Source organism: Streptomyces marokkonensis (assembly GCF_039539045.1).
In the GTDB taxonomy this organism is placed as follows: domain Bacteria; phylum Actinomycetota; class Actinomycetes; order Streptomycetales; family Streptomycetaceae; genus Streptomyces; species Streptomyces marokkonensis.
This window is the reverse complement of record NZ_BAABCQ010000087.1, coordinates 1-24,420: the sequence shown is the minus strand read 5'-3', so window position 1 is coordinate 24,420 and position 24,420 is coordinate 1. Positions and strand designations below refer to the sequence as shown.

Here is a 24,420-nt window from a genome sequence, read left to right as displayed (position 1 = left end):
GGTGGGAACGATCCGGAGCCGGGCCGGGCGGGGCCGGACGCGTCCGGCCCCGCCCGGCCCGACGCGGCGGCGAACATGCCCGCCTCGGGTGCCCGAGCTCACCGGTGACGAACTCGACTTGCGCGTCCGTCACCGCATGGTGTCGCAGCGGATCACCGTCCCGTACGAGTTGGTGATCCACGAGGCTGCCCTCCGCATCAGGGCCGCCGACCGCGATGCTTCAAGGGGCCAACTGGCCAAGCTTCCGGAGTGCTCGGAAGCAGGCAACGTGACGTTGCGTGTCATCCCCTTCGACCTGGACGGCTTTGCCAGAGCTGCCAGCACCATGACGTATGTGGGCGGCGCGGTGCCCAAGTTGGACACCGTGGTGCGCGACGTACCGCATGGCTCGGCTTTCATCGACTCCGAAGCCCAGCTCGGCGCCTTTCGAACTCGCTTCCGTAAAGTGGAAGCCGTATCGCTCGACCCCGAGCGCTCGCGTGACCTCATCGACCGGCTGTCGAAGGAGCTGTGAGGCGCATGGACAACTGGCGGAAGTCGTCGTACTCGGGCCCCGACGACGGCAACGAATGCGTGGAGATAGCCCCCTCGCCCACCCGCGTCGCCGTCCGCGACAGCAAGGCCCCGACCCGAGCCACCCTCGCCTTCCCCCCCGGAGGCGTTCACCCCCTTCCTCCAAGCCCTCAAGGCGCAGCCGCCCCGCCCCTGAAAGCCCTTGCCGTACCACCAGAACCGAAAAGCTGGACCGTGTGCGGAAGTTGAGCCATGTGTGATTGTCGGACCCCTGTGTGAGAGTGCCTCTCACCAGCCACTGTCGACGATTCACTGGAGCACTCCATGCCCGTTCGGTCCGGTTCCCGACCGATCCCTTCCGTCGGAGAGTCCCCCGGCGCGCCCGTTGTCGTCGTCTATGACACCGAGGTGCGTGCCGCAGGCCAGTGGAAGAAGGCGCCGCGGCTGACGGTCCACCTCGACCGTGGGGACCCGTCCGAACTGACGGAGCTGGGCTGGCGCTCCGACGGCGGGGCGGAGGCCGTGGTCGCGTTCGACGACGGCATGACGGCCTTCCGCGGGCACCGGCGCCTGGCCGACGGCTCGTCGGAGGACTACCGCGGCGTCGAGTGCGAGCGCTGGTCCGACCTGGAAGGGACGCGGGAGGACCGAGTGCGTGTCTTCGCCACCGAGGAGGACCGGGACGGCGACGGAGGCGACGGCACGGACGAGGGCCGGCTGAGCCTGCTGCTGGACGACGGCCGGGGCGCGGTCGAGCGGGTCACCTGGCGGGACCGGCGGGGTACCTTCGCGTCCCTGGCGCTGCGGCGGACCGCGCCGCCCGCAGCCCGCGGCACCGTTCCGGTGGCGGTCACGAAGGTCGTGGCCGACGCGGAGTACCGCAGGGCCGGTGAGGTCGCCGCCAACCTGCTCGACGCCGGCCGGGGCAAGTGGCTGGCGTTCGAGTCCACGGCCACGCTGGACTTCGTCCTGCCCGAGCCCACCGCAGTCACGGCCTACCGGCTCACCGCCGCGAACGACTACCGGGACCGCGACCCCCGTGACTGGCGGCTGCGGGGATCGGTGGACGGACACACCTGGATCACCCTCGACTCGCGCCTGGACCAGGCCTTCCCGCAGCGTCACCAGGTGCGTGAGTACGCCGTGGCCAACTCGACGCCGTACCCGCTGTACCGCCTCGACATCGGCCGCAACTGGGGACGGCAACCCGAGACGCAGCTGAACCGGGTGGAACTGCTCACCACGGACGACGCCGAACTCGTCGGCACCCCCGTGCCCGTCACCCGGGTCGAGGCCAGCGGCGAGCACTGGAGCGCCGGCGAGGTCGCCGCGAACCTGCTCGACGCCGGCGGCGGCAAGTGGCTGACGTTCTCGTCCACCGCGACGCTGGACTTCGTCCTGGCCAAGCCGGGCGTTGTCACGGCCTACACGCTGACGTCCGCGAACGACCACTGCTCGCGGGACCCGAAGGACTGGGTGCTGCGGGCGTCCCAGGACGGGCTCACCTGGGTGACCGTCGACCGGCGGTCCGGAGAGATGTTCACCGAGCGCTTCCTGGCGCGGGAGTTCACCACCTCCGTCACGACGCCGTACGCCCGGTACCGACTGGACGTCACCGCCAACGCGGAGGGCGTGGGCGAGATCCAGCTCCAGGGCGTGCGGCTGGTGATGAAGAGAAACGACGACCGGAGCACCACCGGCCAGGAGTTCTCCGGCGTCCTGCGCGACGAGCACGGTCCCACCGTCGGCTACCGGGGGAGGACGGTCGCCCACGAGGTGGTGCGACGGCGCGTCGGTTCACCGGACGGGAAGCACCCGGCGGCGGGCTTCCGGAACCGCGAGTCACGGGCGAAGCTGGACCGCTTCCGCGACGCGGCGCTCGCGCGGGGCATCCCCGCCGACGACGTGGAGCGCTGGCTGGGGCTGGCGCGGCCCTGCCTGGTACTGGCGTCGGACGTGGACGGCCCGGTCGTGGGGCACTTCGGCACCCCGGTGATGCTCCCGCCCGACGTCGCCCTTCCGCGTCTGTACGACGTGCCGGTCGGCGAGCTGTCCGACGATCCGTCCGAGGAGCCGGGGTTCGAGCACCTCGTCGCGACCCTCGACCTCGGGGCCCTGCCCGAGGGCGTGACGAACCTCCCGCTGCCGCCCGACGGCCGTCTGCTGCTGTTCGCCTGGCCCGCGCTGGAGGCGAGCGAGGACCACTCCTGTACGAGCGGTTCCGTGGTGTACGTCCCCGCCGGAACCATGGTCGAGGAACGGAAGGTGGAGTACGACTACGAGCCGGACCACGAGTTGGGCGACGTCGACTTCGACGGCGAGCTGCGTGGCGAGCTGCGCGTGAGGTACGACGTCTCCCTGCCGGACTACGAGAACTTCAACGGCGATCCGCTCCTCGAGGAACATCCCCGGGCGGAGGAACTGCGCGAGGTGTGGGCGGACGTGCGGGCCGACGGCTACTGGCACAAGGGCCCGCAACTGCAGCTCGGCGGATACGCCCTGGACGCCCAGGGGTGGGGCGACCCGGTGAGGGGGTGCGCGTACGCCGCCGGGGACGACGGGCCACGGCTCAAGAACTGGGCGCTCCTGGCCCAGTGGCATCCCGGGATGTACAACCTGGAGTCCGTCACCATGTACTGGGCGATGAGCGAGCGGGACCTCGCGGCCCGCCGCTTCACCGGGGCCCGGGTCGCGATGTACGCCCACTGACAGCGACACCACCGGCACCGGCACCCCCACCGGCCGGTGCCGGTCGCAGCGGCGTTCGTCGGCGGCGACACCCGGCGGGCCGGTCGGCGAGGGGCCGTGCGGCGCACGGGGGATGGGGGGCCCTGGCTCCCTAACCGTCCTTGCCGTACCGCCGGAACTCCGACGTCTCCACGGTCCACGGTCCGAACGGCACCGCGTCACCGAAGATGTACGGCTCCGCTCGGCTGTAGCGCCCCCCGCACGGTTCGGAGTGCACCTCGATCGTGCCCGTGCGCGGGTCGACGATCATGTAGTGCGGGATGCCCATGGCCGGGTAGTCGGCGAGTTTCTCGGCGTAGTCGTTGTTCGGGTTGGACGGCGAGACGATCTCGACGGTGGCCAGGACCTGCGTCGCGTCGACAGCGAGGCCCTCTTCGTCGAGGGCGGCCTCGGGGATGACGACGGCGTCGGGGCGACGCATGCGGCCGATCGCCGGGTGCTCGATCTCGGGGCCGTTGGCGCAGATGTAGTCGGGGTGAGAAGTGAGAAGCTGCGCGTCCAGCTGTTTGCAGATCCGCCGCACCGTGCCCTCATGACGCTTGGACGGGCACATCATGGCCAGTATCGGACCGGACGGCCCGATCTCGACGCTCCAGGCCCCTTCGAGCCGTTCCGCATATGCTCCGAGGTCTGCGGCGATGGCGCGCATCTTCGCGTAGTCCATGCCCCGAGCGTACTGAAAGTGCCTCCTCCCCGGACGTCCCTGTCACACCCCACCGGTACCGTCGGACCATGACCGACCAGTCCGATGCCGCTCCCGGTGAACGGCGGCTCGCCACCCTCGAAGGCGTCCTGGAACGCATCACGTACGCCAACGAGGAGAACGGCTACACGGTCGCCCGCGTAGACACCGGCAGAGGCGCCGGCGACCTCCTCACGGTCGTCGGCGCGCTGCTCGGCGCGCAGGCCGGTGAGTCCCTGCGGATGGAGGGCCGCTGGGGGTCCCATCCGCAGTACGGCAAGCAGTTCCACGTGGAGAACTACACGACCGTGCTCCCGGCCACGGTCCAGGGCATCCGGCGCTACCTCGGCTCCGGCCTGGTCAAGGGCATCGGCCCGGTCTTCGCCGACCGCATCACCCAGCACTTCGGCGTGGACACGCTCCAGATCATCGAGGAGGAGCCGAAGCGGCTCGTCGAGGTGCCCGGCCTCGGTCCCAAGCGGACGAAGAAGATCGCCGACGCGTGGGAGGAGCAGAAGGCGATCAAGGAGGTCATGCTCTTCCTCCAGACCGTCGAGGTGTCGACGTCGATCGCGGTGCGGATCTACAAGAAGTACGGCGACGCGTCGATCTCCGTCGTGAAGAACCAGCCCTACCGCCTGGCCTCCGACGTCTGGGGCATCGGCTTCCTCACCGCCGACAAGATCGCCCAGTCGGTCGGGATCCCGCACGACAGCCCGGAGCGGGTGAAGGCGGGATTGCAGTACGCCCTGTCGCAGGCCACCGACCAGGGGCACTGCTACCTCCCCGAGGAGAAGCTGATCGCCGACGCGGTGAAGCTGCTCCAGGTGGACACCGGGCTCGTCATCGAGTGCCTCGCCGAGCTGGCCGCCGAGCCGGCGGAGGGCGAGGATCCCGGCGTCGTACGCGAGAAGGTCCCCGACCCACAGGGCGGAGACCCCGTCACCGCCGTCTACCTCGTCCCCTTCCACCGCGCCGAGCTGGCCCTCGCCGCCCAGCTGCTGCGCCTGCTGCGCACCGGCGAGGACCGGATGCCGGGATTCGGGGACGTCGCCTGGGACAAGGCGCTCGGATGGCTCGGGCAACGCACCGGCGCCGACCTCGCCCCCGAGCAGGAGGCGGCCGTCAAGCTGGCGCTCACCGAGAAGGTCGCCGTCCTCACCGGCGGGCCCGGTTGCGGCAAGTCCTTCACCGTCCGCTCCATCGTCGAGCTGGCCCGCGCGAAGAAGGCGAGGGTGGTGCTCGCCGCGCCGACGGGGCGGGCCGCCAAGCGGCTGGCCGAGCTGACCGGCACCGAGGCCTCCACCGTGCACCGCCTGCTGGAGCTCAAGCCCGGCGGCGACGCCGCCTACGACCGGGACCGGCCGCTCGACGCCGACCTCGTCGTCGTCGACGAGGCCTCCATGCTCGACCTCCTCCTCGCCAACAAGCTGGTCAAGGCCGTGGCACCCGGCGCCCACCTGCTCTTCGTCGGGGACGTCGACCAGCTGCCCAGCGTGGGCGCGGGGGAAGTGCTGCGGGACCTGCTCGCCGACGGGAGCCCCGTGCCGGCCGTCCGGCTCACCCGTGTCTTCCGCCAGGCCCAGCAGTCGGGCGTCGTGACGAACGCGCACCGGATCAACGCGGGGCAGCACCCGCTCACCGACGGCATGAAGGACTTCTTCCTCTTCGTGGAGGACGAGACGGAGGAGGCGGGGCGCCTCACGGTGGACGTCGCCGCGCGGCGCATCCCCGCGAAGTTCGGGCTGGACCCGCGCCGGGACGTGCAGGTCCTCGCCCCCATGCACCGGGGGCCCGCCGGTGCCGGCACGCTCAACGGGCTCCTCCAGCAGGCCGTCACCCCGGGGCGCCCGGACGTGCCGGAGAAGCGGTTCGGCGGCCGGGTCTTCCGGGTCGGCGACAAGGTGACCCAGATCCGCAACAATTACGAGAAGGGCGAGAACGGTGTCTTCAACGGCACCGTGGGCGTCGTCACCTCGCTCGACCCGGTGGAGCAGCGCCTCACCGTGCTGACGGACGAGGACGAGGAGGTGCCGTACGAGTTCGACGAGCTGGACGAGCTGGCCCACGCCTACGCGGTGACCATCCACCGCTCCCAGGGCAGCGAGTACCCGGCGGTGGTGATCCCCGTGACGACCGGCGCCTGGATGATGCTCCAGCGCAACCTGCTGTACACGGCGGTCACCCGGGCCAAGCGACTGGTCGTCCTGGTCGGCTCCCGCAGGGCGATCGGGCAGGCGGTGCGCACGGTGTCGGCGGGCAGGCGCTGCACGGCGCTCGACTTCCGGCTGGCGGGCTCCCGAACCTGAAACCTTCCGGTAAACCTCACGGCCCCTGTGAAAAAAGTGATCGATCAAACGAGTCGCAAAGGTCACAGAGCACTTCCGGAAGGGCGGAAGAGGGGGCAGGATGAGCAAGTTGGCGGCACTCAGTGCCGCCAATAGGCCCGATGGTCGACCCCGAGTGCACTCTCCTGAGCCAAGTGGGGGATGGTAGAGACAGTCAGGGCACCTCGAAGATGAGGCACTACGTCGGTGGTGAGGGAAGACGTGAGCGACAACTCAGTAGTACTGCGGTACGGCGATGACGAGTACACCTACCCGGTGATCGACAGCACCGTCGGCGACAAGGGCTTCGACATCGGGAAGCTCCGCGCCCAGACCGGTCTGGTGACGCTGGACAGCGGCTACGGCAACACCGCCGCCTATAAATCCGCCGTCACGTATCTGGACGGCGAGGCGGGCATCCTCCGGTACCGCGGCTACCCGATCGAGCAGCTGGCCGAGCGCTCCTCCTTCGTGGAGGTCGCCTACCTGCTGATCAACGGCGAGCTGCCGACCGTCGACGAGCTCAGCGGGTTCAAGAACGAGATCACGCAGCACACCCTGCTGCACGAGGACGTCAAGAACTTCTACAAGGGCTTCCCGCGCGACGCCCACCCGATGGCCATGCTGTCGTCGGTCGTCTCGGCGCTGTCCACGTTCTACCAGGACAGCCACAACCCGTTCGACGAGCGTCAGCGCAACCTCTCCACGATCCGGCTGCTCGCGAAGCTTCCGACGATCGCGGCCTACGCGTACAAGAAGTCGATCGGTCACCCGTTCGTCTACCCGCGCAACGACCTCGGCTACGTCGAGAACTTCCTGCGCATGACGTTCTCGGTGCCGGCGCAGGAGTACGTACCCGACCCGACGGTCGTCGCCGCGCTGGACAAGCTGCTGATCCTGCACGCGGACCACGAGCAGAACTGCTCGACCTCCACGGTCCGCCTGGTCGGCTCCTCGCAGGCGAACATGTTCGCCTCGATCTCCGCCGGCATCAACGCGCTCTGGGGCCCGCTGCACGGCGGCGCCAACCAGTCGGTGCTGGAGATGCTGGAGGGCATCCGCGACGCCGGCGGCGACGTCGACTCCTTCATCCGCAAGGTGAAGAACAAGGAGGACGGCGTCCGCCTGATGGGCTTCGGCCACCGGGTCTACAAGAACTTCGACCCGCGCGCAAAGATCATCAAGGCTGCCGCGCACGACGTCCTCTCCGCCCTCGGCAAGTCCGACGAGCTGCTGGACATCGCGCTGAAGCTGGAGGAGCACGCGCTCTCCGACGACTACTTCGTCTCGCGCAGCCTCTACCCGAACGTCGACTTCTACACCGGCCTGATCTACCGGGCCATGGGCTTCCCGACCGAGATGTTCACGGTCCTGTTCGCCCTGGGCCGGCTGCCGGGCTGGATCGCCCAGTGGCACGAGATGATCAAGGAGCCGGGTTCCCGCATCGGCCGCCCGCGCCAGATCTACACGGGTGTCGTCGAGCGCGACTTCGTTCCCGTCGAGGCGCGCTGAGCCGCCAGGCACCCCCGCAGCGCATCCGGAGAGTCCCGTACCGCCCCGAGCGGTACGGGACTTTTCCGTGGCCGGATGGGGCGGGCGCGGGCGGGACGGCGCGAACGAGACAGCAGAAGGCGCCCTGGCGCCGGTCCCCCCACGGGCCGACGAACCAGGGCGCCTTCCCATGTCCCGGTACGGATTCCCCCCACGGGATCCGGCCGGGCGTCTGTGAGGACAGCGCCTGAATCGCTGTACTTGAGCACAACGGGCAGAACCCGTCGCGCCTGTCGTGCCAGAAATGCCTGTCGTACCTGTCGTGCCGTTCGCGCGGTCTGCCGGGACAGCGCACGCCCGGGAGGGCCGCTCAAAGCTTCCCGGTGTACGTGTCCCGGCAACGCAGCTCTGGGAAAGTCCCCCAAGACATCCCCAGATGCCAGGTGGCGCCCCCCAAGACGCTGCCTGACATCGCCAACTTAGACCGTCGAACCCCTTGGATGGTTACGTTCACGTCACTGTGATCTGCGTCTCTTGCATATGTCCTTTAGGTGCGCAAGAGCCCCCGATACGCCGAACGGGACCCAAGCGTAAGGAAGATGCGCGAGCCTTGTGAAGAGCTTATGTGAGGCGGGTGCCGGACTCCAGAGGCACTCCCCCTCTACCTGCGGGGAACGCGCGTTCAGCGAAAGGCCCGCAGCCGGAGGCTGTTGGTGACCACGAACACCGAGGAGAAGGCCATCGCCGCCCCCGCGATCATCGGGTTCAGCATCCCGGCGGCGGCCAGCGGCAGCGCGGCCACGTTGTAGCCGAAGGCCCACACGAGGTTGCCCTTGATCGTGGAGAGGGTGCGCCGGGAGAGCCGGATCGCGTCCGCGGCCACCCGCAGGTCCCCGCGCACCAGCGTCAGGTCGCCCGCCTCGATCGCCGCGTCCGTCCCCGTGCCCATCGCCAGCCCCAGGTCGGCGGTGGCGAGCGCGGCGGCGTCGTTGACGCCGTCCCCGACCATGGCGACCGTACGGCCCTCGGCCCGCAGCCGCTCCACCGAGGCGACCTTCTCCTCGGGCAGCACCTCGGCGATCACCTCGTCGATGCCGACGGCCCTCGCGACCGACTCGGCGACGCGCCGGTTGTCGCCGGTCAGCAGCACGGGGGTGAGCCCCAGCCGGCGCAGCTCGGCCACCGCCTCGGCGCTGCTCTCCCTGATCGCGTCCGCCACGGAGACGACCCCGCGCGCCGCGCCGTCCCACCCGACCACGACGGCCGTACGACCGTCCCTCTCGGCCTCGTCCCGGGCGCGGGACACCTCGGGCGGCAGAGCGTCCCAGAGGCGACCCACGGCCACCTCACGGCCCTCCACGCGCCCGCGTACGCCCCGCCCGGGGAGGTTCGTGAAGTCCTCGACGCCGGGCAGGGGGCCGACCCGTTCCTCGGCGCCGGCTGCGATCGCGCGGGCCACGGGATGCTCGGAGGCGTGCTCGATGGCGCCCACGAGTCGCAGCAGCTCCGCCTCGTCGGTGCCCTCGGCGGCGTACACCCCGTGCAGGGTCGTGCGGCCCGTGGTGACGGTGCCGGTCTTGTCCAGGACGACCGTGTCGACGCGCCGCGTGGACTCCAGGACCTCGGGGCCCTTGATGAGGATGCCGAGCTGGGCGCCCCGGCCCGTTCCCACCATCAGCGCGGTCGGCGTGGCCAGACCCAGCGCGCAGGGGCAGGCGATGATCAGGACGGCGACGGCGGCGGTGAACGCGGCGACCGTGTCCCCCGTGGCGGCCAGCCACCCGCCGAAGGTGACGACCGCGATCAGCAGCACCACGGGCACGAAGACACCGGAGATCCGGTCGGCGAGCCGCTGCACCTCGGCCTTGCCGCCCTGCGCGTCCTCGACCAGCTGCGCCATCCGGGCCAGCTGCGTGTCGGCGCCGACCCGGGTGGCCTCGACGATCAGCCGGCCCCCGGCGTTGACCGTGGCGCCGGTGACCGCGTCCCCGACGCCGACGTCCACCGGCACCGACTCGCCCGTCAGCAGCGAGGCGTCCACGGCCGACGCGCCCTCCACCACCGTCCCGTCGGTGGCGACCTTCTCGCCGGGCCGTACGACGAACCGGTCGCCGACCGCCAGCCGGGCCACCGGTATCCGCACCTCACGCCCGTCCCGCAGGACCGCGACGTCCTTGGCGCCCAGCTCCATCAGCGCCCGCAGCGCGGCGCCGGCGCGGCGCTTGGAGCGGGCCTCCAGCCAGCGGCCGAGGAGGAGGAAGGCGGTGACCCCGGCGGCGGCCTCCAGGTAGATCATGGAGGAGCCGTCCGCGCGGGAGACGGTGAGGTCGAAGCCGTGCCGCATGCCCGGCATGCCCGCGTCCCCGAAGAACAGCGCCCACAGCGACCAGCCGAACGCCGCGAGTGTGCCCAGCGAGACCAGGGTGTCCATGGTGGCCGCGCCGTGCCGGACGTTCGTCCAGGCGGCGCGGTGGAAGGGCAGCCCGCCCCAGACGACGACGGGCGCGGCCAGGGTGAGCGAGAGCCACTGCCAGTTGTCGAACTGGAGCGCCGGGACCATCGCGAGCAGCACGACGGGCGCGGCGAGGAGGACGGAGACGACCAGGCGCTCGCGCAGGGCGGACAGCTCGGGGTCGTCGGTGGCCGCCTCGGGGGGCACCGTTTCGTCGGGCTCCGGCGGCGGCGCGGGCTCCTCGGCGGTGTATCCCGTCCTGACGACCGTGGCGATCAGGTCGGTGACCCGGGTGGTCGCCGGGTGGGTGATCCGGGCCTTCTCGGTGGCGTAGTTCACCGTGGCGGTGACGCCGTCCATGCGGTTGAGCTTCTTCTCGACGCGGGCCGCGCAGGAGGCGCAGGTCATCCCGCCGATGAGCAGCTCGACCCGGGCGAGGTCCGGCTCGGCGGCCGTGGGGGTGGTGCTGGTCATGGTCCGGGCTCCAGACGGGCCGGCCGGACCGCGCGCGGCCCGGCCGGCAAGGCTTGGGTGCTGCTGGGGCGCTGCGGGTCAGGCCCTGCCGACGAGCTCGAAGCCCGCCTCGTCCACGGCCGCGCGCACGGCCGCGTCGTCGAGGGGCGCCTCGGAGACGACGGTGACCTCGCCGGTGGAGGCGACGGCCTGGACCGAGCCGACGCCCGAGATCTCGGCGATCTCGCCGGAGACGGCGCCCTCGCAGTGTCCGCAGCTCATTCCGCTCACCTTGTAGACGGTGGTGACGGAGCCCTGGGTGTCGGTCTGGGTGGTCATGTCCTACTCCTCGTCGGGGCGTGCGTGGGCGGGTACCCGTGGTCCAGCGTGGACCACGTACCCCACTGTACCCCTAGGGGGTATAGAGGCGGATCGGCCCGCCGGTCCGGGGGTGTCCGTGGTGGGCTAAGGGTTCCGGTTCCGGTCTCGATTGCGGGGCCGGCACGCGACCCAGGCCCGGACCGTGTCCGCGTACCAGTACGGCTTTCCGCCCTCCACGTGGTCGGGCGGTGGCAGGATCCCGTGCTTGCGGTACGACCGTACGGTGTCCGGCCGAACCCGGATGTGGGCCGCGATGTCCTGGTAGGACCAGAGCCTTCGGTCGGTCACTGGTTGCACCTCCCTGCGCGCACCGCGGTGGCGACCGGGGACGGCCGTCGGGGGGAGCCGGACGCTGCGCTGGCGATCACCAAGCCTGTGCCGGGTGAACGGTGTGCGGTGAGGGACGGTCGGGGGCCGTTCCGGGATGTGACGAAAGGCTTGTGCGCTCGTGACATCTGTGACGGAACGGTTGCTTCTGTGACACAAGCGGCGGGTATGAGGGGGCCTGCCGGGTGCCGGGTGTGGCGCCACCCGGACCACGTTCTCCACCACGTCATCCGAATGTCCGGACAAAACGTTGACAGGCCGCACGCGCGGGGCTAGAAACCGGGGGAGACCCAACGGCGGGCCCGCGGAGGCGGACCCGTGAGGGCGGGCACGAAGGGGAACGCGATGGCGCAAGTGACGGCGCACGCGACGGCGCACGACCTGATCGCCGGGGAGCCGCAGACCGCTCCCGCCGTCGCCGGTGGTTCCCCCACGAAACGCCTCCGGCGCGGGAAGGCCGCTTCGCCCTGGCAGGAGCGAAGCACGAGCGCAGACTCCCCGCTCGCACCGGTTCCGCGCCGGAGGTTTCCCGCGTCCCGCCGAGGCGCGGGCCCGCCAGCACCCGTCCGTACCCGTCCACGTGTCTACGTGGACGCCCGAACCGCATACACAGTGTCGGGCCCGCCCGCGGCGCCCGGCTGCTGGGATGGACCCATGGCCGGGGCCGCGTCCCGAACGTCGCCGGTCACGGCCGGTGAGCAGGCCCCACGGCACGTCTCGACCCGTCGCCGCCATCTGTGATCTGTGAAGGAGTTCTCGGGCATGACGAACATCGTCAACCACTGGATCGGCGGCAAGAGCGCCGAAGGCGCCTCGGGCACGTACGGGCCGGTGACGAACCCGGCGACCGGAGAGGTCACCACGAAGGTCGCCTTCGCCTCCGTCGGCGAGGTGGACGCCGCGGTCGCCGCCGCCAAGGAGGCGTACCTGACCTGGGGCCAGTCCTCGCTGGCGCAGCGCACCTCGATCCTCTTCAGGTTCCGGGCACTGCTGGACGCGCACCGCGACGAGATCGCCGAGCTGATCACAGCCGAGCACGGCAAGGTGCACTCCGACGCGCTCGGCGAGGTCGCCCGCGGCCTGGAGATCGTCGACCTGGCCTGCGGCATCAACGTGCAGCTGAAGGGGGAGCTGTCGACGCAGGTCGCCACCCGCGTGGACGTGTCCTCCATCCGGCAGCCGCTCGGCGTCGTCGCCGGCATCACGCCGTTCAACTTCCCGGCGATGGTGCCGCTGTGGATGTTCCCGATCGCCATCGCCTGCGGCAACACCTTCGTGCTCAAGCCGAGCGAGAAGGACCCGTCGGCCGCCGTGAAGATCGCCGAGCTGCTCTTGGAGGCCGGACTGCCGGACGGCGTCTTCAACGTCGTACACGGTGACAAGGTGGCCGTCGACCGCCTCCTGGAGCACCCGGACGTCAAGGCCGTCTCCTTCGTCGGCTCCACCCCGATCGCCCGCCACATCCACACCACCGCCTCGGCCAACGGCAAGCGAGTCCAGGCGCTCGGCGGAGCCAAGAACCACATGCTGGTGCTGCCCGACGCCGACCTCGACGCGGCGGCGGACGCGGCCGTCAGCGCGGCCTACGGCTCGGCGGGCGAGCGCTGCATGGCGATCTCCGCGGTCGTCGCCGTCGGCGCCGTCGGCGACGCACTGGTGAACAAGATCCGCGAGCGCGCCGAGAAGATCAAGATCGGCCCCGGTGACGACCCGACGTCCGAGATGGGCCCGCTGATCACCAAGGCGCACCGCGACAAGGTCGCCTCCTACGTCGAGGGCGCGGCGGCCGAGGGCTGCGAGGTCGTCCTGGACGGCACCGGCCACACGGTCGACGGCCACGAGGACGGCCACTGGATCGGCATCTCCCTGCTGGACCGGGTGCCGACCACGGCCAAGGCCTACCAGGACGAGATCTTCGGCCCGGTCCTGTGCGTGCTGCGCGCCGAGACGTACGAGGAGGGCGTGGCGCTCATCAACGCCTCCCCCTTCGGCAACGGCACCGCGATCTTCACCCGGGACGGCGGTGCGGCCCGCCGCTTCCAGCTGGAGATCGAGGCCGGCATGGTCGGCGTGAACGTGCCGATCCCGGTCCCCGTCGGCTACCACTCCTTCGGCGGCTGGAAGGACTCGCTCTTCGGCGACCACCACGTCTACGGCAACGACGGCACGCACTTCTACACCCGCGGCAAGGTCGTCACCACCCGCTGGCCCGACCCGGCCGACGCCCCGGCGGGCGTGGACCTGGGCTTCCCGCGCAACCACTGAGCCCGCGCCGGACCGCCTTCCTCGGCACCGTCAAGGGCCAAGGATCGCGGACTGCCCGAGGTGACCGGCCGCCTACCACGGACGCGGTACGCGACCGGGGCCGCGTACGCCGTGGGAAGGGGCGGCAGTTCAGCCCGGGGGCTGCCTCCACCGCCGTAGGCGGCCCGTACCGTTGACGCATGGATCTTCGACTGCCGCGCGCGCGAGGGCTGCTTCGGGGACCGCGGCGGATGCTCTCCGCCGCGGCCGCCGTCGTCGTACTCGCCGGCGTGGGGACATGGACGGCCGTCGCCGGCGACGACCCGCTCCCGGTGCACCGCGCCGACCGGGCCATGGCCGTGGGCGACGGGGTGCGCCTGGACACCTCCTACTTCACGGCGGGTTCCGGCGACCGCCGCCCGGCCGTCCTGCTCGGGCACGGCTTCGGCGGCAGCAAGGCCGACGTACGGGAACAGGCCGAGGACCTCGCCCGCGACGGGTACGCGGTGCTGACCTGGTCGGCGCGCGGCTTCGGAGAGTCCACCGGGAAGATCGGGCTGAACGCCCCGGACGGCGAGGTCGCCGACGTGTCCCGGCTGATCGACTGGCTGGCGAAGCGGCCCGAGGTCCGGCTGGACGAGAAGGGCGACCCGCGCGTGGGCGTGGCCGGCGCCTCCTACGGCGGCGCGGTCGCGCTGCTGGCCGCCGGGCACGACAAGCGGGTCGACGCGATCGCCCCCTCCATCACGTACTGGAACCTCTCGGACGCCCTTTTCCCGAACGGCGTCTTCAAGAAGCTGTGGGCCGGCATCTTCGTCAACATGGGCGGCGGCTGCGAGCGGTTCGAGGACGAGCTGTGCCGCATGTACCAGCGGGTCGCCGAGTCAGGGAAGCCGGACGCCGAGGCCGCGGCACTCCTCGACGAGCGCAGCCCGCAGGCCGTCGGCGACCGCATCTCCGTACCCACGCTGCTGACGCAGGGCCAGACCGACTCCCTCTTCCCCCTCGACCACGCCGACCGGGCCGCGCGGGCGATCCGCGCGGGCGGCGCCCCGGTGGCCGTCGACTGGATCGCGGGCGGCCACGACGGCGGCGACCCGGAGACGGACCGGATCCAGGACCGCGTCGGGGCGTGGTTCGACCGCCACCTGAAGGGCGACGAGTCGGCCGGCACCGGCCCCGCCTTCCGCGTCAGCCGCACGCTCGGCACCGGAAGCGGCGACGGCGAACCCCGCTTGGAGGGCGTCGGCGCCGACTCCTACCCCGGCCTGGAGAGTGAGCCGCGCGCCATCGAACTGCGCGGACGCGAGCAGAGCTTCGACAACCCGGCCGGCGCCAGTCCGCCCGCCGTCTCCGCGCTGCCCGGCATCGGCGGAGCCGGCGGCCTCTCCCAGCTCTCCTCGCTCGGCATCGGAGTCTCCCTGGACTTCCCCGGCCAGCACGCCGCCTTCGAGTCGGCGCCCGTCCGGGAGGACCTCCGTGTCACCGGCTCGCCGACCGCGACCGTCCACGTGAAGTCCACCAAGGACGACGCCGTGCTCTTCGCCAAGGTGTACGACGTCGGCCCCGGCGGCACCCAGCCGGTCCTCCCCTCCCAACTCGTCACCCCCGTCCGGGTCGCGGACGTCGGGAGCGGCGGCAAGGACGTGGAGATCACCCTCCCGGCCATCGACCACGAGGTGGAGAGCGGCCACCGGCTGCGCCTGGTCCTGTCCTCCACCGACCTCGGCTACGCCTCCCCGGCCGCCCCCGTCACGTACACCGTCTCCCTCAAGGGCGACCTGCGGGTGCCGACGGCCCTCGGTGACACCGGCCCGGCGTCCGGGCTGCCCGCCTGGGTCTGGTGGGCGCCCCTCGCGGGAGCCGCGGTGGCCGCGGCCCTGCTGCTGACCGCCCGCCGCCGCACCACCGCTCCGCCCCCCGACCCCGCGCTGTCCGGCGTACCGCTCCAGATCACGGACCTGACCAAGCGGTACGCCAAGTCCACCGACCGGTACGCCGTCCGGGACCTGTCCTTCCGCGTGGAGCAGGGCCAGGTACTGGGCCTGCTCGGGCCGAACGGCGCGGGCAAGACGACGACCCTGCGCATGCTGATGGGCCTGATCACACCCGACGGCGGCGAGATCCGCGTCTTCGGCCACGCCATCGCGCCCGGCGCCCCGGTCCTCTCCCGCGTCGGCGCCTTCGTCGAGGGCGCGGGCTTCCTGCCGCACCTGTCCGGCCGCGAGAACCTGGAGCTGTACTGGAGGGCCACCGGCCGCCCGCCCGAGGACGCCCACCTCGACGAGGCCCTGGAGATCGCCGGCCTCGGTGAGGCGCTCGCCCGCGCGGTACGCACCTACTCCCAGGGCATGCGCCAGCGCCTCGCCATCGCCCAGGCCATGCTGGGCCTGCCCGACCTGCTGATCCTGGACGAGCCGACCAACGGCCTGGACCCGCCGCAGATCCGCGAGATGCGCGAGGTGATGATCCGGTACGCGGCGGCCGGCCGCACGGTGATCGTCTCCAGCCATCTGCTGGCCGAGGTCGAGCAGACCTGCACCCACCTGGTGGTCATGGACCACGGCCGGCTGGTGCAGGCCGGCCCGGTCGGCGAGATCGTCGGCTCCGGCGACACGCTGCTGGTGGGCACCTCCGCGGGCGTGGACGCGCCGCTGGTCGAGAAGGTCGCCGCCCTGTCGGGCGTGGCCTCGGCGACCGCCACCGACGGCGGCCTGCTGGTCCGGCTCGGCGCCGACGGCACGGCCGGGGACCTGATCGCCGAACTCGTACGCCTGGACGTGCCCGTGGAGTCGGTGGGACCCCACCGGCGCCTCGAGGACGCCTTCCTCACCCTGATCGGAGAGCCGGCATGAGCAAGTTGGCCGAACGCGCCGCGCCCGCCGGCTCCCAGGAGGTCGCCGAGGGCTACCGCGCGGGCCGTACGCTGCCCGTCCGGGTCGAGCTGGTCCGGCAGTTGAAGCGGCGGCGCACGCTCCTCGTGGGCGGCGTCCTGTTCGCCCTGCCGTTCGTGCTGCTCGTGGCCTTCCGGATCGGCGGCGATCCGGAAGGCGCGGGCAACCAGGTCAGCCTGATGGACTCGGCCACCGCGTCGGCGGCGAACTTCGCCGCGGTGAACCTCTTCGCCTCCGCGGGCTTCCTCCTCGTCGTGCCCGTCGCCCTGTTCTTCGGGGACACGGTCGCCTCGGAGGCGAGCTGGTCGTCCCTGCGCTACCTGCTCGCGGCGCCCGTGCCCCGCGCGCGCCTGCTCTGGTCCAAGCTGGTCGTCGCCCTCGCCCTCAGCCTGGCCGCGATCGTCCTGCTGCCGCTGGTCGCCCTCGCCGTCGGCACGGTCGCCTACGGCTGGGGGCCGCTGGAGCTGCCCACCGGCGGCAGCCTGTCCGGCGGCGTCGCGGCCGAGCGCCTGGCCATCACGGTGGCGTACGTCCTCGTCTCGCAGCTGGTCACCGCCGCGCTGGCGTTCTACCTCTCCACCAGGACGGACGCGCCGCTCGGCGCGGTCGGCGGCGCGGTCGGTCTGACCATCATCGGCAACGTCCTGGACGAGGTGACCGCCCTCGGCGACTGGCGCGACTTCCTGCCCGCGCACTGGCAGTACGCCTGGCTCGACGCCGTGCGCCCCGAGCTGGACTGGACCCGCCTGATCCAGGGCACGTCACTTTCGGTGACGTACGCGCTCGTGCTGTTCGCCCTGGCCTTCCGCGGGTTCGCCCGCAAGGACGTGGTGTCCTAGGGAGCCGGGGACCGGGCCTCGGGTCCGGGTTACCGGGCCGTAGGACACCTTCGGCACCTCCGGATACTTCGGCCGGGTCACCGGAGGGTCACCCACCGGTCTCGGGGGCCCGTCGCCGTGCCCACTTCGAGACGCACCCGTGACGCCCCGTGCCGCACGTTCCGCCCCACCGCGCCGTCACAGTCACGTACATCGGCGTCAACGGAACCAGGGGGCACGGAAGATGAAGCGGTACCGGACACCAAGGCCGGTCGGCGTGCTGCTCGCGCTCACGGCGGCGGGCGGCCTGCTGCTCACCGGCTGCGAGAGCGGGGGCGACGCGGACCACGGGGCGAAGGGCTCGGCGGCCGACTCCCGGGGCGGCTCGGCAGGCCGTCCCGGCGGCGAGGGCGGTCAGCGGTACGACGGCTCCACGGGCACCGGGGGAGCCGGTGGGTCCGGGGAGTCGGGCGGGACGGGGGAGGACCGGAAGAACGGGGACTCCCGGGAGATCGCTCCCGCCCCCGACCACCTCTCCACCTTCGCCCTCGACGTCGACACCGCCTCCTACGGCTACGCCCGCCGCACCCTCTCCGAGGGCCGGCTGCCCGACCCCTCGACGGTCCGGCCCGAGGAGTTCGTCAACAGCTTCCGCCAGGACTACGACCGGCCCGACGGCGACGGCTTCACGGTGACCGTGGACGGCGCGCGCACCGACGAGGACGACTGGTCACTGGTCCGCGTGGGCCTGGCCACGCGGGCTGCCGGGCAGGAGGAGGAACGCCCGCCCGCCGCCCTGACGTTCGTCATCGACGTTTCCGGCTCCATGGACGAACCCGGTCGGCTCGACCTCGCCAAGGAGTCCCTCGGCACGATGACCGACGAGCTCCGTGACGACGACTCGGTCGCGCTCGTCACTTTCAGCGACGAGGCCGAGACCGTGCTGCCCATGACCCGGCTGGGCGACTACCGCGGCCGGATCCACGACGCGATCGACAGCCTGGAGCCGACCGAGTCCACCAACCTCGGCGCGGGCGTCGAGACCGGGTACGCCACCGCCGTCGAGGGTCGCCGCGAGGGTGCCACCAACCGCGTCGTCCTCGTCTCCGACGCCCTGGCCAACACCGGCGACACCGACGCGGACGCCATCCTCGAACGCATCGCGGACGCTCGCCGCGAGCACGGCATCACCCTCTTCGGCGTCGGCGTCGGCAGCGACTACGGCGACGCCCTGATGGAACGCCTCGCAGACAAGGGCGACGGCCACACCACGTACGTGTCGACCACCGAGGACGCCCGTGAGGTCTTCTGCGAGCAGCTCCCGCGCCACATCGAGCTGACCGCCCGCGACGCCAAGGCGCAGGTCGCCTTCGACCCGGAGACGGTCGCCGAGTTCCGTCTCGTCGGCTACGACAACCGCCGGGTCGCCGACGACGACTTCCGCGACGACCGCGTCGACGGCGGCGAGGTCGGCCCCGGCCACACCGTCACCGCCCTGTACGCCGTCCGCGTCCGGCCCGGCACCGACGGACACCTCGCCACGGCCACCGTCCGCTGGCTCGACCCCCGCACCCGGGCCCCGCACGAGGAGTCCGGCGACGTGGAGACCGACGCCCTCCACGACTCCGTCCGGGAGGCGGACCACGGCCTGCGGGTCACGGCGACCGCCGCCTACTTCGCCGACGCGCTGCGTTCCTCGACGAGCGACGGCCACGGCGACGACGGCGGCTACCAAGGCCCCGGCGACGGCGGCTCCGGCAGCTACGACGACCGAGGCCGCTACGGCTCCCTGCCGGGGGCGCCGGGTCTCGGCGAACTCGCCGAGCGCGCCGAGGCCCTGGCCGGCCGCACGAAGGACGAGCACGTACGGCAACTGGCCGAAGCCATCGGCACGGCGAACCGGCTGGCCTGAGCGCGGTGTCGCGGACGGACCATTGACCTGTGCCTACTCTCAAGTAAGTTTACTTGTGAGTAAGTAATGGGTGGGCGTTGATGCGCGCGACAGAACGTCAGTCCGATCCGCGACCGGGAGCCGTCATGGGCGTACGCAAGGAACTTGAACGAGCGAGGCAGCGCGGCGACCTGGCCTCCCGGGCGAGGGCCGAGACCGTCAGGGACGCGCACGGCACCGTCCGCGAGGCCCGCACCGCCCCCCTCGTGCCCCGCCCCACCACGGGCAGCACCGCCGACATCCCGTTCACCAACGCGGCCGAGGCCCCCGACGCGGTGGTCCTGCGCCGCGAGGTGAACGGCGTCTGGCGGCCCGTCACCGCCGCGGAGTTCGCCCGCGAGGTGACCGCCGTGGCGAAGGGCCTGATCTCCGCCGGCCTGGAACCCGGCGGGCGGGTCGCCGTCATGTCCCGCACCCGTTACGAGTGGACGGTCCTGGACTTCGCGATCTGGGCGGCCGGCGGCCAGACCGTCCCCGTCTACGCCACCTCCTCCGCCGACCAGGTCGAGTGGATCGTCCGCGACTCCGGCGCCCGCCACGTCGTCACCGAGACCGCCGCCCACACCGCCACCGTTCTGTCCGGCACCGCCGGTCACCCCGAGCGGCCGCGCGCCTGGGAACTCGACGACGGCGCGCTCACCGACCTCACCGCCCTAGGCCTGGGAGTGAGCGACGAGGAGGTCACCAAGCGCCGCACCGCCCTGACCCCGGACACGGTCGCGACACTCTGCTACACCTCCGGCACCACCGGACGCCCCAAGGGCTGCGTCCTCACCCACGCCAACCTGCACGCCGAGGCCGCCAACACGGTCGAGCTGCTGCACCCGATCTTCAAGGCAGCCACCGGACAGGCCGCCTCGACCCTTCTCTTCCTCCCGCTCGCCCACATCCTCGGCCGCACGATCCAGATCGCCTGCCTGCGGGCCCGCATCGAGATCGGCCACTTCCCGAGCATCAAGCCGGACGAACTCCGCCCGGCGTTGAAGACGTTCCGCCCGACCTTCCTGGTCGGCGTCCCGTACCTCTTCGAGAAGATCCACGACACGGGCCGGGCGACCGCCGAGAAGATCGGCCGCGGCGCCTCCTTCGAGCGGGCCCACCGCCTCGCCGTTCGCTTCGGCGCCGCACACCTGGAGCGGTTCCTCGGCCGCGCCAGGGGTCCCGGCCCCGTCCTGTGGGCCGGCTGGGCCCTGTACGACCTGCTGGTCTACCGCCGGGTCCGGGACGAGCTCGGCGGCCGGATGCGCTACGCCATCAGCGGCGGCTCCCCGCTCGACCGCGACCTCAACCTGTTCTTCTACGCCGCCGGAATCATGGTCTACGAGGGCTACGGTCTCACCGAGACCACCGCCGCCGCGACGATCGTGCCGCCCCTGGGGCCCCGCCCCGGCACCGTCGGCACCCCGGTCCCCGGCACCGCCGTGCGCATCGCCGACGACGGTGAGGTGCTCGTCAAGGGCGGAATCGTGTTCGGGGCCTACCGGAACAACCCGGAGGCCACCGACGCCGCCCTCGCCGACGGCTGGTTCGCCACCGGCGACCTCGGCTCCCTCGACGCCGACGGCTACCTCACCATCACCGGCCGCAAGAAGGACCTCCTGGTCACCTCCGGCGGCAAGAACGTCTCCCCGGCCGTCCTGGAGGACCGCCTGCGCAGCCGCCCGCCCGTCGCCCAGTGCCTCGTCGTCGGCGACAACCGCCCCTTCGTCGCCGCCCTGGTCACCCTCGACCCGGACGCCGTCGCCCACTGGCTCTCGGTCAGGGGGCTGCCCGCCGACACCCCGATGTCCGAGGTCGTACGGGACGAAAGGATGCGCGCCGACGTCCAGAAGGCCGTCGACCACGCCAACGCGGCCGTCTCCAGGGCCGAGTCCATACGTGCCTTCCGGCTTGTTGACGGTGAGTTCACCGAGGAGAACGGGCTGCTGACCCCGTCGCTCAAGGTGAAGCGGCACGCGGCTGTGGTGGCGTACGCGGGCGAGATCGAGGCGCTGTACGCGTCGGGTCGTTGACCGGGGCGGGTCGTTGTCGGCGGCGGTGGTTGACAGGGCGGGCTGTTGACGGGGGCGGCCGCTGACTGGGGCAGGCCGTTGGCCGGGGCGCGGCACTCGGCCCGACAGGGTGACGGGCGCGTCCCCGTCGCAGGATGAGGCATTCGAGTGAAATCGCCGGGGTTCGGCGTTTCGTCGTTTCTCCGGTGGTCTATTCCTCGTTGAGAGGGCTGCAGGTCATGGTGCGAGCCGTCAAGACTGTGCTCGCGCGGTTTCTGCCGTCATTCAGGCATGACCGCAAGGAAGGGAAAGTTCATGAAGAAGAGCGCTGCTGTCGTCGCGGGCGCGTTCATGGCCCTCGGCATGGCCTCTCCGGCCTTCGCCGACTCGGGTGCCGAGGCCGCCGCCATCGGCTCCCCGGGAGTCCTGTCCGGCAACGTGGTCCAGGTTCCCGTGAACATTCCCGTCAACGTGTGCGGCAACAGCATCAACGTCGTGGGCCTGCTGAACGAGGCGGCCGACAACACGTGCGTGAACGACTGAGGTCGTCTCGCGTCGGCCGACCGGCTGCGTCTCGGCCGGCCCTGGTCAACTCGTTTGGCCCGGGGTCGGCTTTCCCTCTTTTCGCAGTCGCTGTGCAGCCCATCCTTCAGTCATCTCTTCAAGTAGGAAGACAACCAGAGTGCGACAGACCTTGAGCAGGGGGATGGTCGCGGCTGCCGCCGCGACAGGCATCCTGACCCTGTGCGGCAGTCCCGCCCTTGCCGACTCACATGCGGAAGCGGTGGTCAAGAACTCGCCGGGCGTCGCGTCCGGCAACGCCGTCCAGGCGCCGGTCGACGTGCCGGTGAACGCCTGCGGCAACAGCGTCGACGTGATCGGCGCGCTCAACCCGGCCTACGGCAACGAGTGTGCGAACCAGTCGGAGGAGCGGGACGAGGGCTCCAAGTCCCACGACAAGTCCCACGACGACGATGACGGCTCCGGTTACGGCTCGGACGAGGACGGCGGTTACGGCGGCGGATACGGCGAGGACGACCAGGACTCGTCCGGTGCCTACGCGAGCGGTGAAGTCGTGAGCTCGCCCGGCGTCGCCTCCGGCAACGACGTCCAGGCGCCGGTCGACGTGCCGGTGAACGCCTGCGGCAACAGCGTCGACGTGATCGGCGCGCTCAACCCGGCCTACGGCAACGAGTGCGACGAGGAGAAGACCCCGGGCGGCTACGGGGACGAGGAGAAGCCGCCGCCCTCCGACGAGGAGAAGCCCCGGCCGCCCCACGAGGAGAAGCCTCCGCCGCCCGACGAGGACGAGTACTCGCCGCCCTCCGACGAGGAGTGGACCCCGCCGACCCCGGACACGGAGCGGCCGCCCGAGCTGGCGGAGACCGGCAACGAGGTCACGGTGGGTGCCGCGGCCGCCGGTGCCGCGCTGCTCGCCGGTGGCGTGATCCTGTACCGCCGAGGCCAGGCCGCCTTCCGGCGCTGACCCGCGTCCTCACCGCCCCCGGCCGACCTCTCACGGACTGCCGGGGGCGCTGTGGTGTGCCCGGTACTTCCCGGCGGGCACCGCGCCTCACAGCGGGGCCCGCCGGGCGCCGGTCAGTGGCTGCCCGCCCTCTCGTCGTCCGGGCGGCCGGAACGTTCCGGGCGGCCGGAGCGGCCGGAGGGGTCTGAGCGGTCTGAGGGGGCCGAGGGGGCTGAGCGGTCTGCGCCGTGTGAGCGGTCGGGGCGGCCGGCACGGTCCGTCGCGGGAGCGGTCGCCTGGCGGACCACACGGGCGGGGGCCGGTTGCCCGGCCCCCGGCCGGTCGGTCCTCCGCCGTGGGAACCGCGTGCTGTGCGTGCCGTGCGTGCCGTGAGTGCTCTGGAAGCCCTGTAGGCGCAGCAGTCGGTGCCGCAGGCGGTGCAGCAGCCGGTTGGTCACATGACGCCCCCACAGGGCCCACAGGGCGCGGCCGGGAGCGCGGTCGTCCTGGGCGTGCCAGGCCAGTTCGCGTCCGTGGGGGGCCGGGCGCAGGGCGCTCAGCGGCGCGTAGTTCTCCACCACGAACGTCCGCCCCGGCCGCGGTGCCCCCTCCGGCAGCGGCCGGTCGGTCAGGTCCAGGTGCAGGGCGCGTACGACGTCCAGCCCGGCGGTGTCGGTGAAGAGCCGGAACTGGGCGCCGGGGCGCGGGTTGAAGTCGAGCAGGTGATAGCGGCCCGTCGTACCGCAGCGACGGAAGTCGAGGTCGAAGATGCCCCGGTAGCCCAGCTCTTCCACGATCCGCTCGGCGAGCGCCCGCACCGGAGGGTTCGGTGTCCAGCGGCCGGCCGCCGTCAGACCGGCGCCACGCGGCCTGGCGCGCGTCTTGCGGCCGGCACCGCCCGTCCGGACCGTGCCCGAGCGGTCGGCGTACCCGTGGAAGAACCAGTCACGGTCCGGCCCCGGCGGCAGGAACGCCTGGAGCAGCAGCCGGCTGCCGGCCTCTTCGGCCCGCAGGTGCAGTTCCCCGGCGTCCACCGCCGAGCGCACCAGTACGGTGCTGCGCAGTCCGCTGCCCGGGGGCACCAGCCAGGGCCGGCTCCACTTCGCCACCACCGGCAGCCCCAGCCGCCGGGCGGCGCGGGCGGCCTCGGCCGGACTGTCCGGGACCAGGGTCTCGGGGTGCGGGATGTCCAGGGACGCGCACACACCGGCCAGCTCCCCCTTGTCCGCCACGCGCTCGGGCAGCCCGAACGGCAGGTCGGGCAGCAGGAACACGGGTGCCAGCTCCCCGCGCATCCGCCCCACCGCGACCGCGCTCGCGTCGTCCATCGGGATCAGTACGGCGGGGCGCGCGATCCGCGCGGCGACGCGGCGCAGGACCACCGCGATGTCGGCGGGCGACGCGCCGGGCGGTGGGGGAGTGTGCAGCCGGCTCACGTATCGGGAGAAGCGGACCGGGCTTTCCGCGCAGTCGGCGACCACGTGCACGTCCGTTCCCGCACGGCCGAGCGAACGCACCGCCCCCAGCGTTCCGTGGTGAAAGGGATTCCGGTCGATCCGCAGCAGTACGGCGGGGACGCGGGTGTCGAACAGCGACACGGGATTCTCTCTTCCAATTCGGTTCGAGTCACCGGAGCGGGCGATCAGCACACTCGAAAGCCGTAGCGGCGGTGGCGTGATGGCA

16 protein-coding genes and 2 pseudogenes are annotated in these 24,420 nt (G+C 71.9%); 13 read left to right on the top strand and 5 right to left on the bottom strand.

Features of this window, described 5'->3' with window-relative positions; all coding sequences use genetic code 11:
• Positions 1-85: 85 nt before the first annotated feature.
• From ABEA26_RS21415 to ABEA26_RS21405, 3 genes and pseudogenes are all read left to right on the top strand, one after another.
• Positions 86-514: pseudogene (locus tag ABEA26_RS21415) on the top strand (Scr1 family TA system antitoxin-like transcriptional regulator); the annotation flags it as partial.
• 5 nt (positions 515-519) lie between these two features.
• Complete coding sequence (locus tag ABEA26_RS21410) at positions 520-762, top strand: DUF397 domain-containing protein (RefSeq protein WP_425587875.1); 243 nt, start codon at positions 520-522, stop codon at positions 760-762.
• A gap of 75 nt (positions 763-837) precedes the next feature.
• Entirely contained in the window at positions 838-3,222 is a 2,385-nt protein-coding gene (locus tag ABEA26_RS21405; protein WP_345594507.1) for a DUF1963 domain-containing protein, read from the top strand.
• A gap of 130 nt (positions 3,223-3,352) precedes the next feature.
• Here ABEA26_RS21405 and ABEA26_RS21400 read toward each other — a convergent pair whose 3' ends face one another.
• Positions 3,353-3,925 (bottom strand): Uma2 family endonuclease, encoded by a 573-nt coding sequence (locus tag ABEA26_RS21400; protein ID WP_345594505.1) that lies wholly within the window; start codon positions 3,923-3,925, stop codon positions 3,353-3,355.
• Between the two features lie 68 nt (positions 3,926-3,993).
• Here ABEA26_RS21400 and recD2 point away from each other — a divergent pair, with 68 nt between their 5' ends.
• Positions 3,994-6,252 (top strand): SF1B family DNA helicase RecD2, encoded by a 2,259-nt coding sequence (gene recD2 / locus ABEA26_RS21395; protein ID WP_345594503.1) that lies wholly within the window; start codon positions 3,994-3,996, stop codon positions 6,250-6,252.
• A gap of 240 nt (positions 6,253-6,492) precedes the next feature.
• The gene (locus ABEA26_RS21390) at positions 6,493-7,782 is read left to right on the top strand and encodes a citrate synthase (RefSeq protein WP_345594502.1); all 1,290 of its coding nucleotides are present in this window, start codon (positions 6,493-6,495) and stop codon (positions 7,780-7,782) included.
• 661 nt (positions 7,783-8,443) lie between these two features.
• On the opposite strand, the gene ABEA26_RS21385 is transcribed toward ABEA26_RS21390, so the two are convergent.
• From ABEA26_RS21385 to ABEA26_RS21375, 3 genes are all read right to left on the bottom strand, one after another.
• Entirely contained in the window at positions 8,444-10,687 is a 2,244-nt protein-coding gene (locus ABEA26_RS21385; protein WP_345594500.1) for a heavy metal translocating P-type ATPase, read from the bottom strand.
• A gap of 78 nt (positions 10,688-10,765) precedes the next feature.
• Positions 10,766-11,005 (bottom strand): heavy-metal-associated domain-containing protein, encoded by a 240-nt coding sequence (locus tag ABEA26_RS21380; RefSeq protein ID WP_345594498.1) that lies wholly within the window; start codon positions 11,003-11,005, stop codon positions 10,766-10,768.
• Positions 11,006-11,131: 126 nt separating this feature from the next.
• Positions 11,132-11,335: a helix-turn-helix transcriptional regulator gene (locus ABEA26_RS21375; RefSeq protein WP_345594496.1), complete on the bottom strand. Its 204-nt coding sequence runs from the start codon at positions 11,333-11,335 to the stop codon at positions 11,132-11,134.
• 478 nt (positions 11,336-11,813) lie between these two features.
• Between ABEA26_RS21375 and ABEA26_RS36395 the strand changes: the two are divergent.
• The 8 genes and pseudogenes from ABEA26_RS36395 to ABEA26_RS21340 form a co-directional block, all read left to right on the top strand.
• Positions 11,814-11,901 (top strand): annotated as a pseudogene (locus tag ABEA26_RS36395) (5-deoxy-glucuronate isomerase); the annotation flags it as partial.
• Between the two features lie 235 nt (positions 11,902-12,136).
• Positions 12,137-13,639 (top strand): CoA-acylating methylmalonate-semialdehyde dehydrogenase, encoded by a 1,503-nt coding sequence (gene mmsA / locus ABEA26_RS21370; protein ID WP_345594495.1) that lies wholly within the window; start codon positions 12,137-12,139, stop codon positions 13,637-13,639.
• A 179-nt stretch (positions 13,640-13,818) separates the two neighbouring features.
• Positions 13,819-16,473 carry an alpha/beta fold hydrolase gene (locus ABEA26_RS21365; protein ID WP_345594494.1) on the top strand — a complete coding sequence of 885 codons (2,655 nt, stop codon included), beginning with the start codon at positions 13,819-13,821 and terminating at the stop codon, positions 16,471-16,473.
• Positions 16,470-17,351: an ABC transporter permease gene (locus tag ABEA26_RS21360; protein ID WP_345594493.1), complete on the top strand. Its 882-nt coding sequence runs from the start codon at positions 16,470-16,472 to the stop codon at positions 17,349-17,351. The genes ABEA26_RS21365 and ABEA26_RS21360 overlap by 4 nt, the downstream gene beginning before the upstream one ends.
• A gap of 223 nt (positions 17,352-17,574) precedes the next feature.
• Positions 17,575-19,242, top strand: a complete 1,668-nt coding sequence (locus ABEA26_RS21355) for a vWA domain-containing protein (protein WP_345594491.1) — start codon at positions 17,575-17,577, stop codon at positions 19,240-19,242.
• Between the two features lie 125 nt (positions 19,243-19,367).
• A complete protein-coding gene (locus tag ABEA26_RS21350; protein WP_345594490.1) occupies positions 19,368-21,293 on the top strand; it encodes an AMP-dependent synthetase/ligase in 1,926 nt (641 codons plus the stop codon).
• Between the two features lie 294 nt (positions 21,294-21,587).
• Positions 21,588-21,815, top strand: a complete 228-nt coding sequence (locus ABEA26_RS21345) for a chaplin (RefSeq protein WP_345594488.1) — start codon at positions 21,588-21,590, stop codon at positions 21,813-21,815.
• A gap of 139 nt (positions 21,816-21,954) precedes the next feature.
• Positions 21,955-22,758, top strand: coding sequence for a chaplin (locus ABEA26_RS21340; protein WP_345594486.1), 804 nt, complete (start codon positions 21,955-21,957; stop codon positions 22,756-22,758).
• 113 nt (positions 22,759-22,871) lie between these two features.
• Here ABEA26_RS21340 and ABEA26_RS21335 read toward each other — a convergent pair whose 3' ends face one another.
• Positions 22,872-24,335 carry a carboxylate--amine ligase gene (locus ABEA26_RS21335; protein WP_345594484.1) on the bottom strand — a complete coding sequence of 488 codons (1,464 nt, stop codon included), beginning with the start codon at positions 24,333-24,335 and terminating at the stop codon, positions 22,872-22,874.
• Positions 24,336-24,420: the final 85 nt, after the last annotated feature.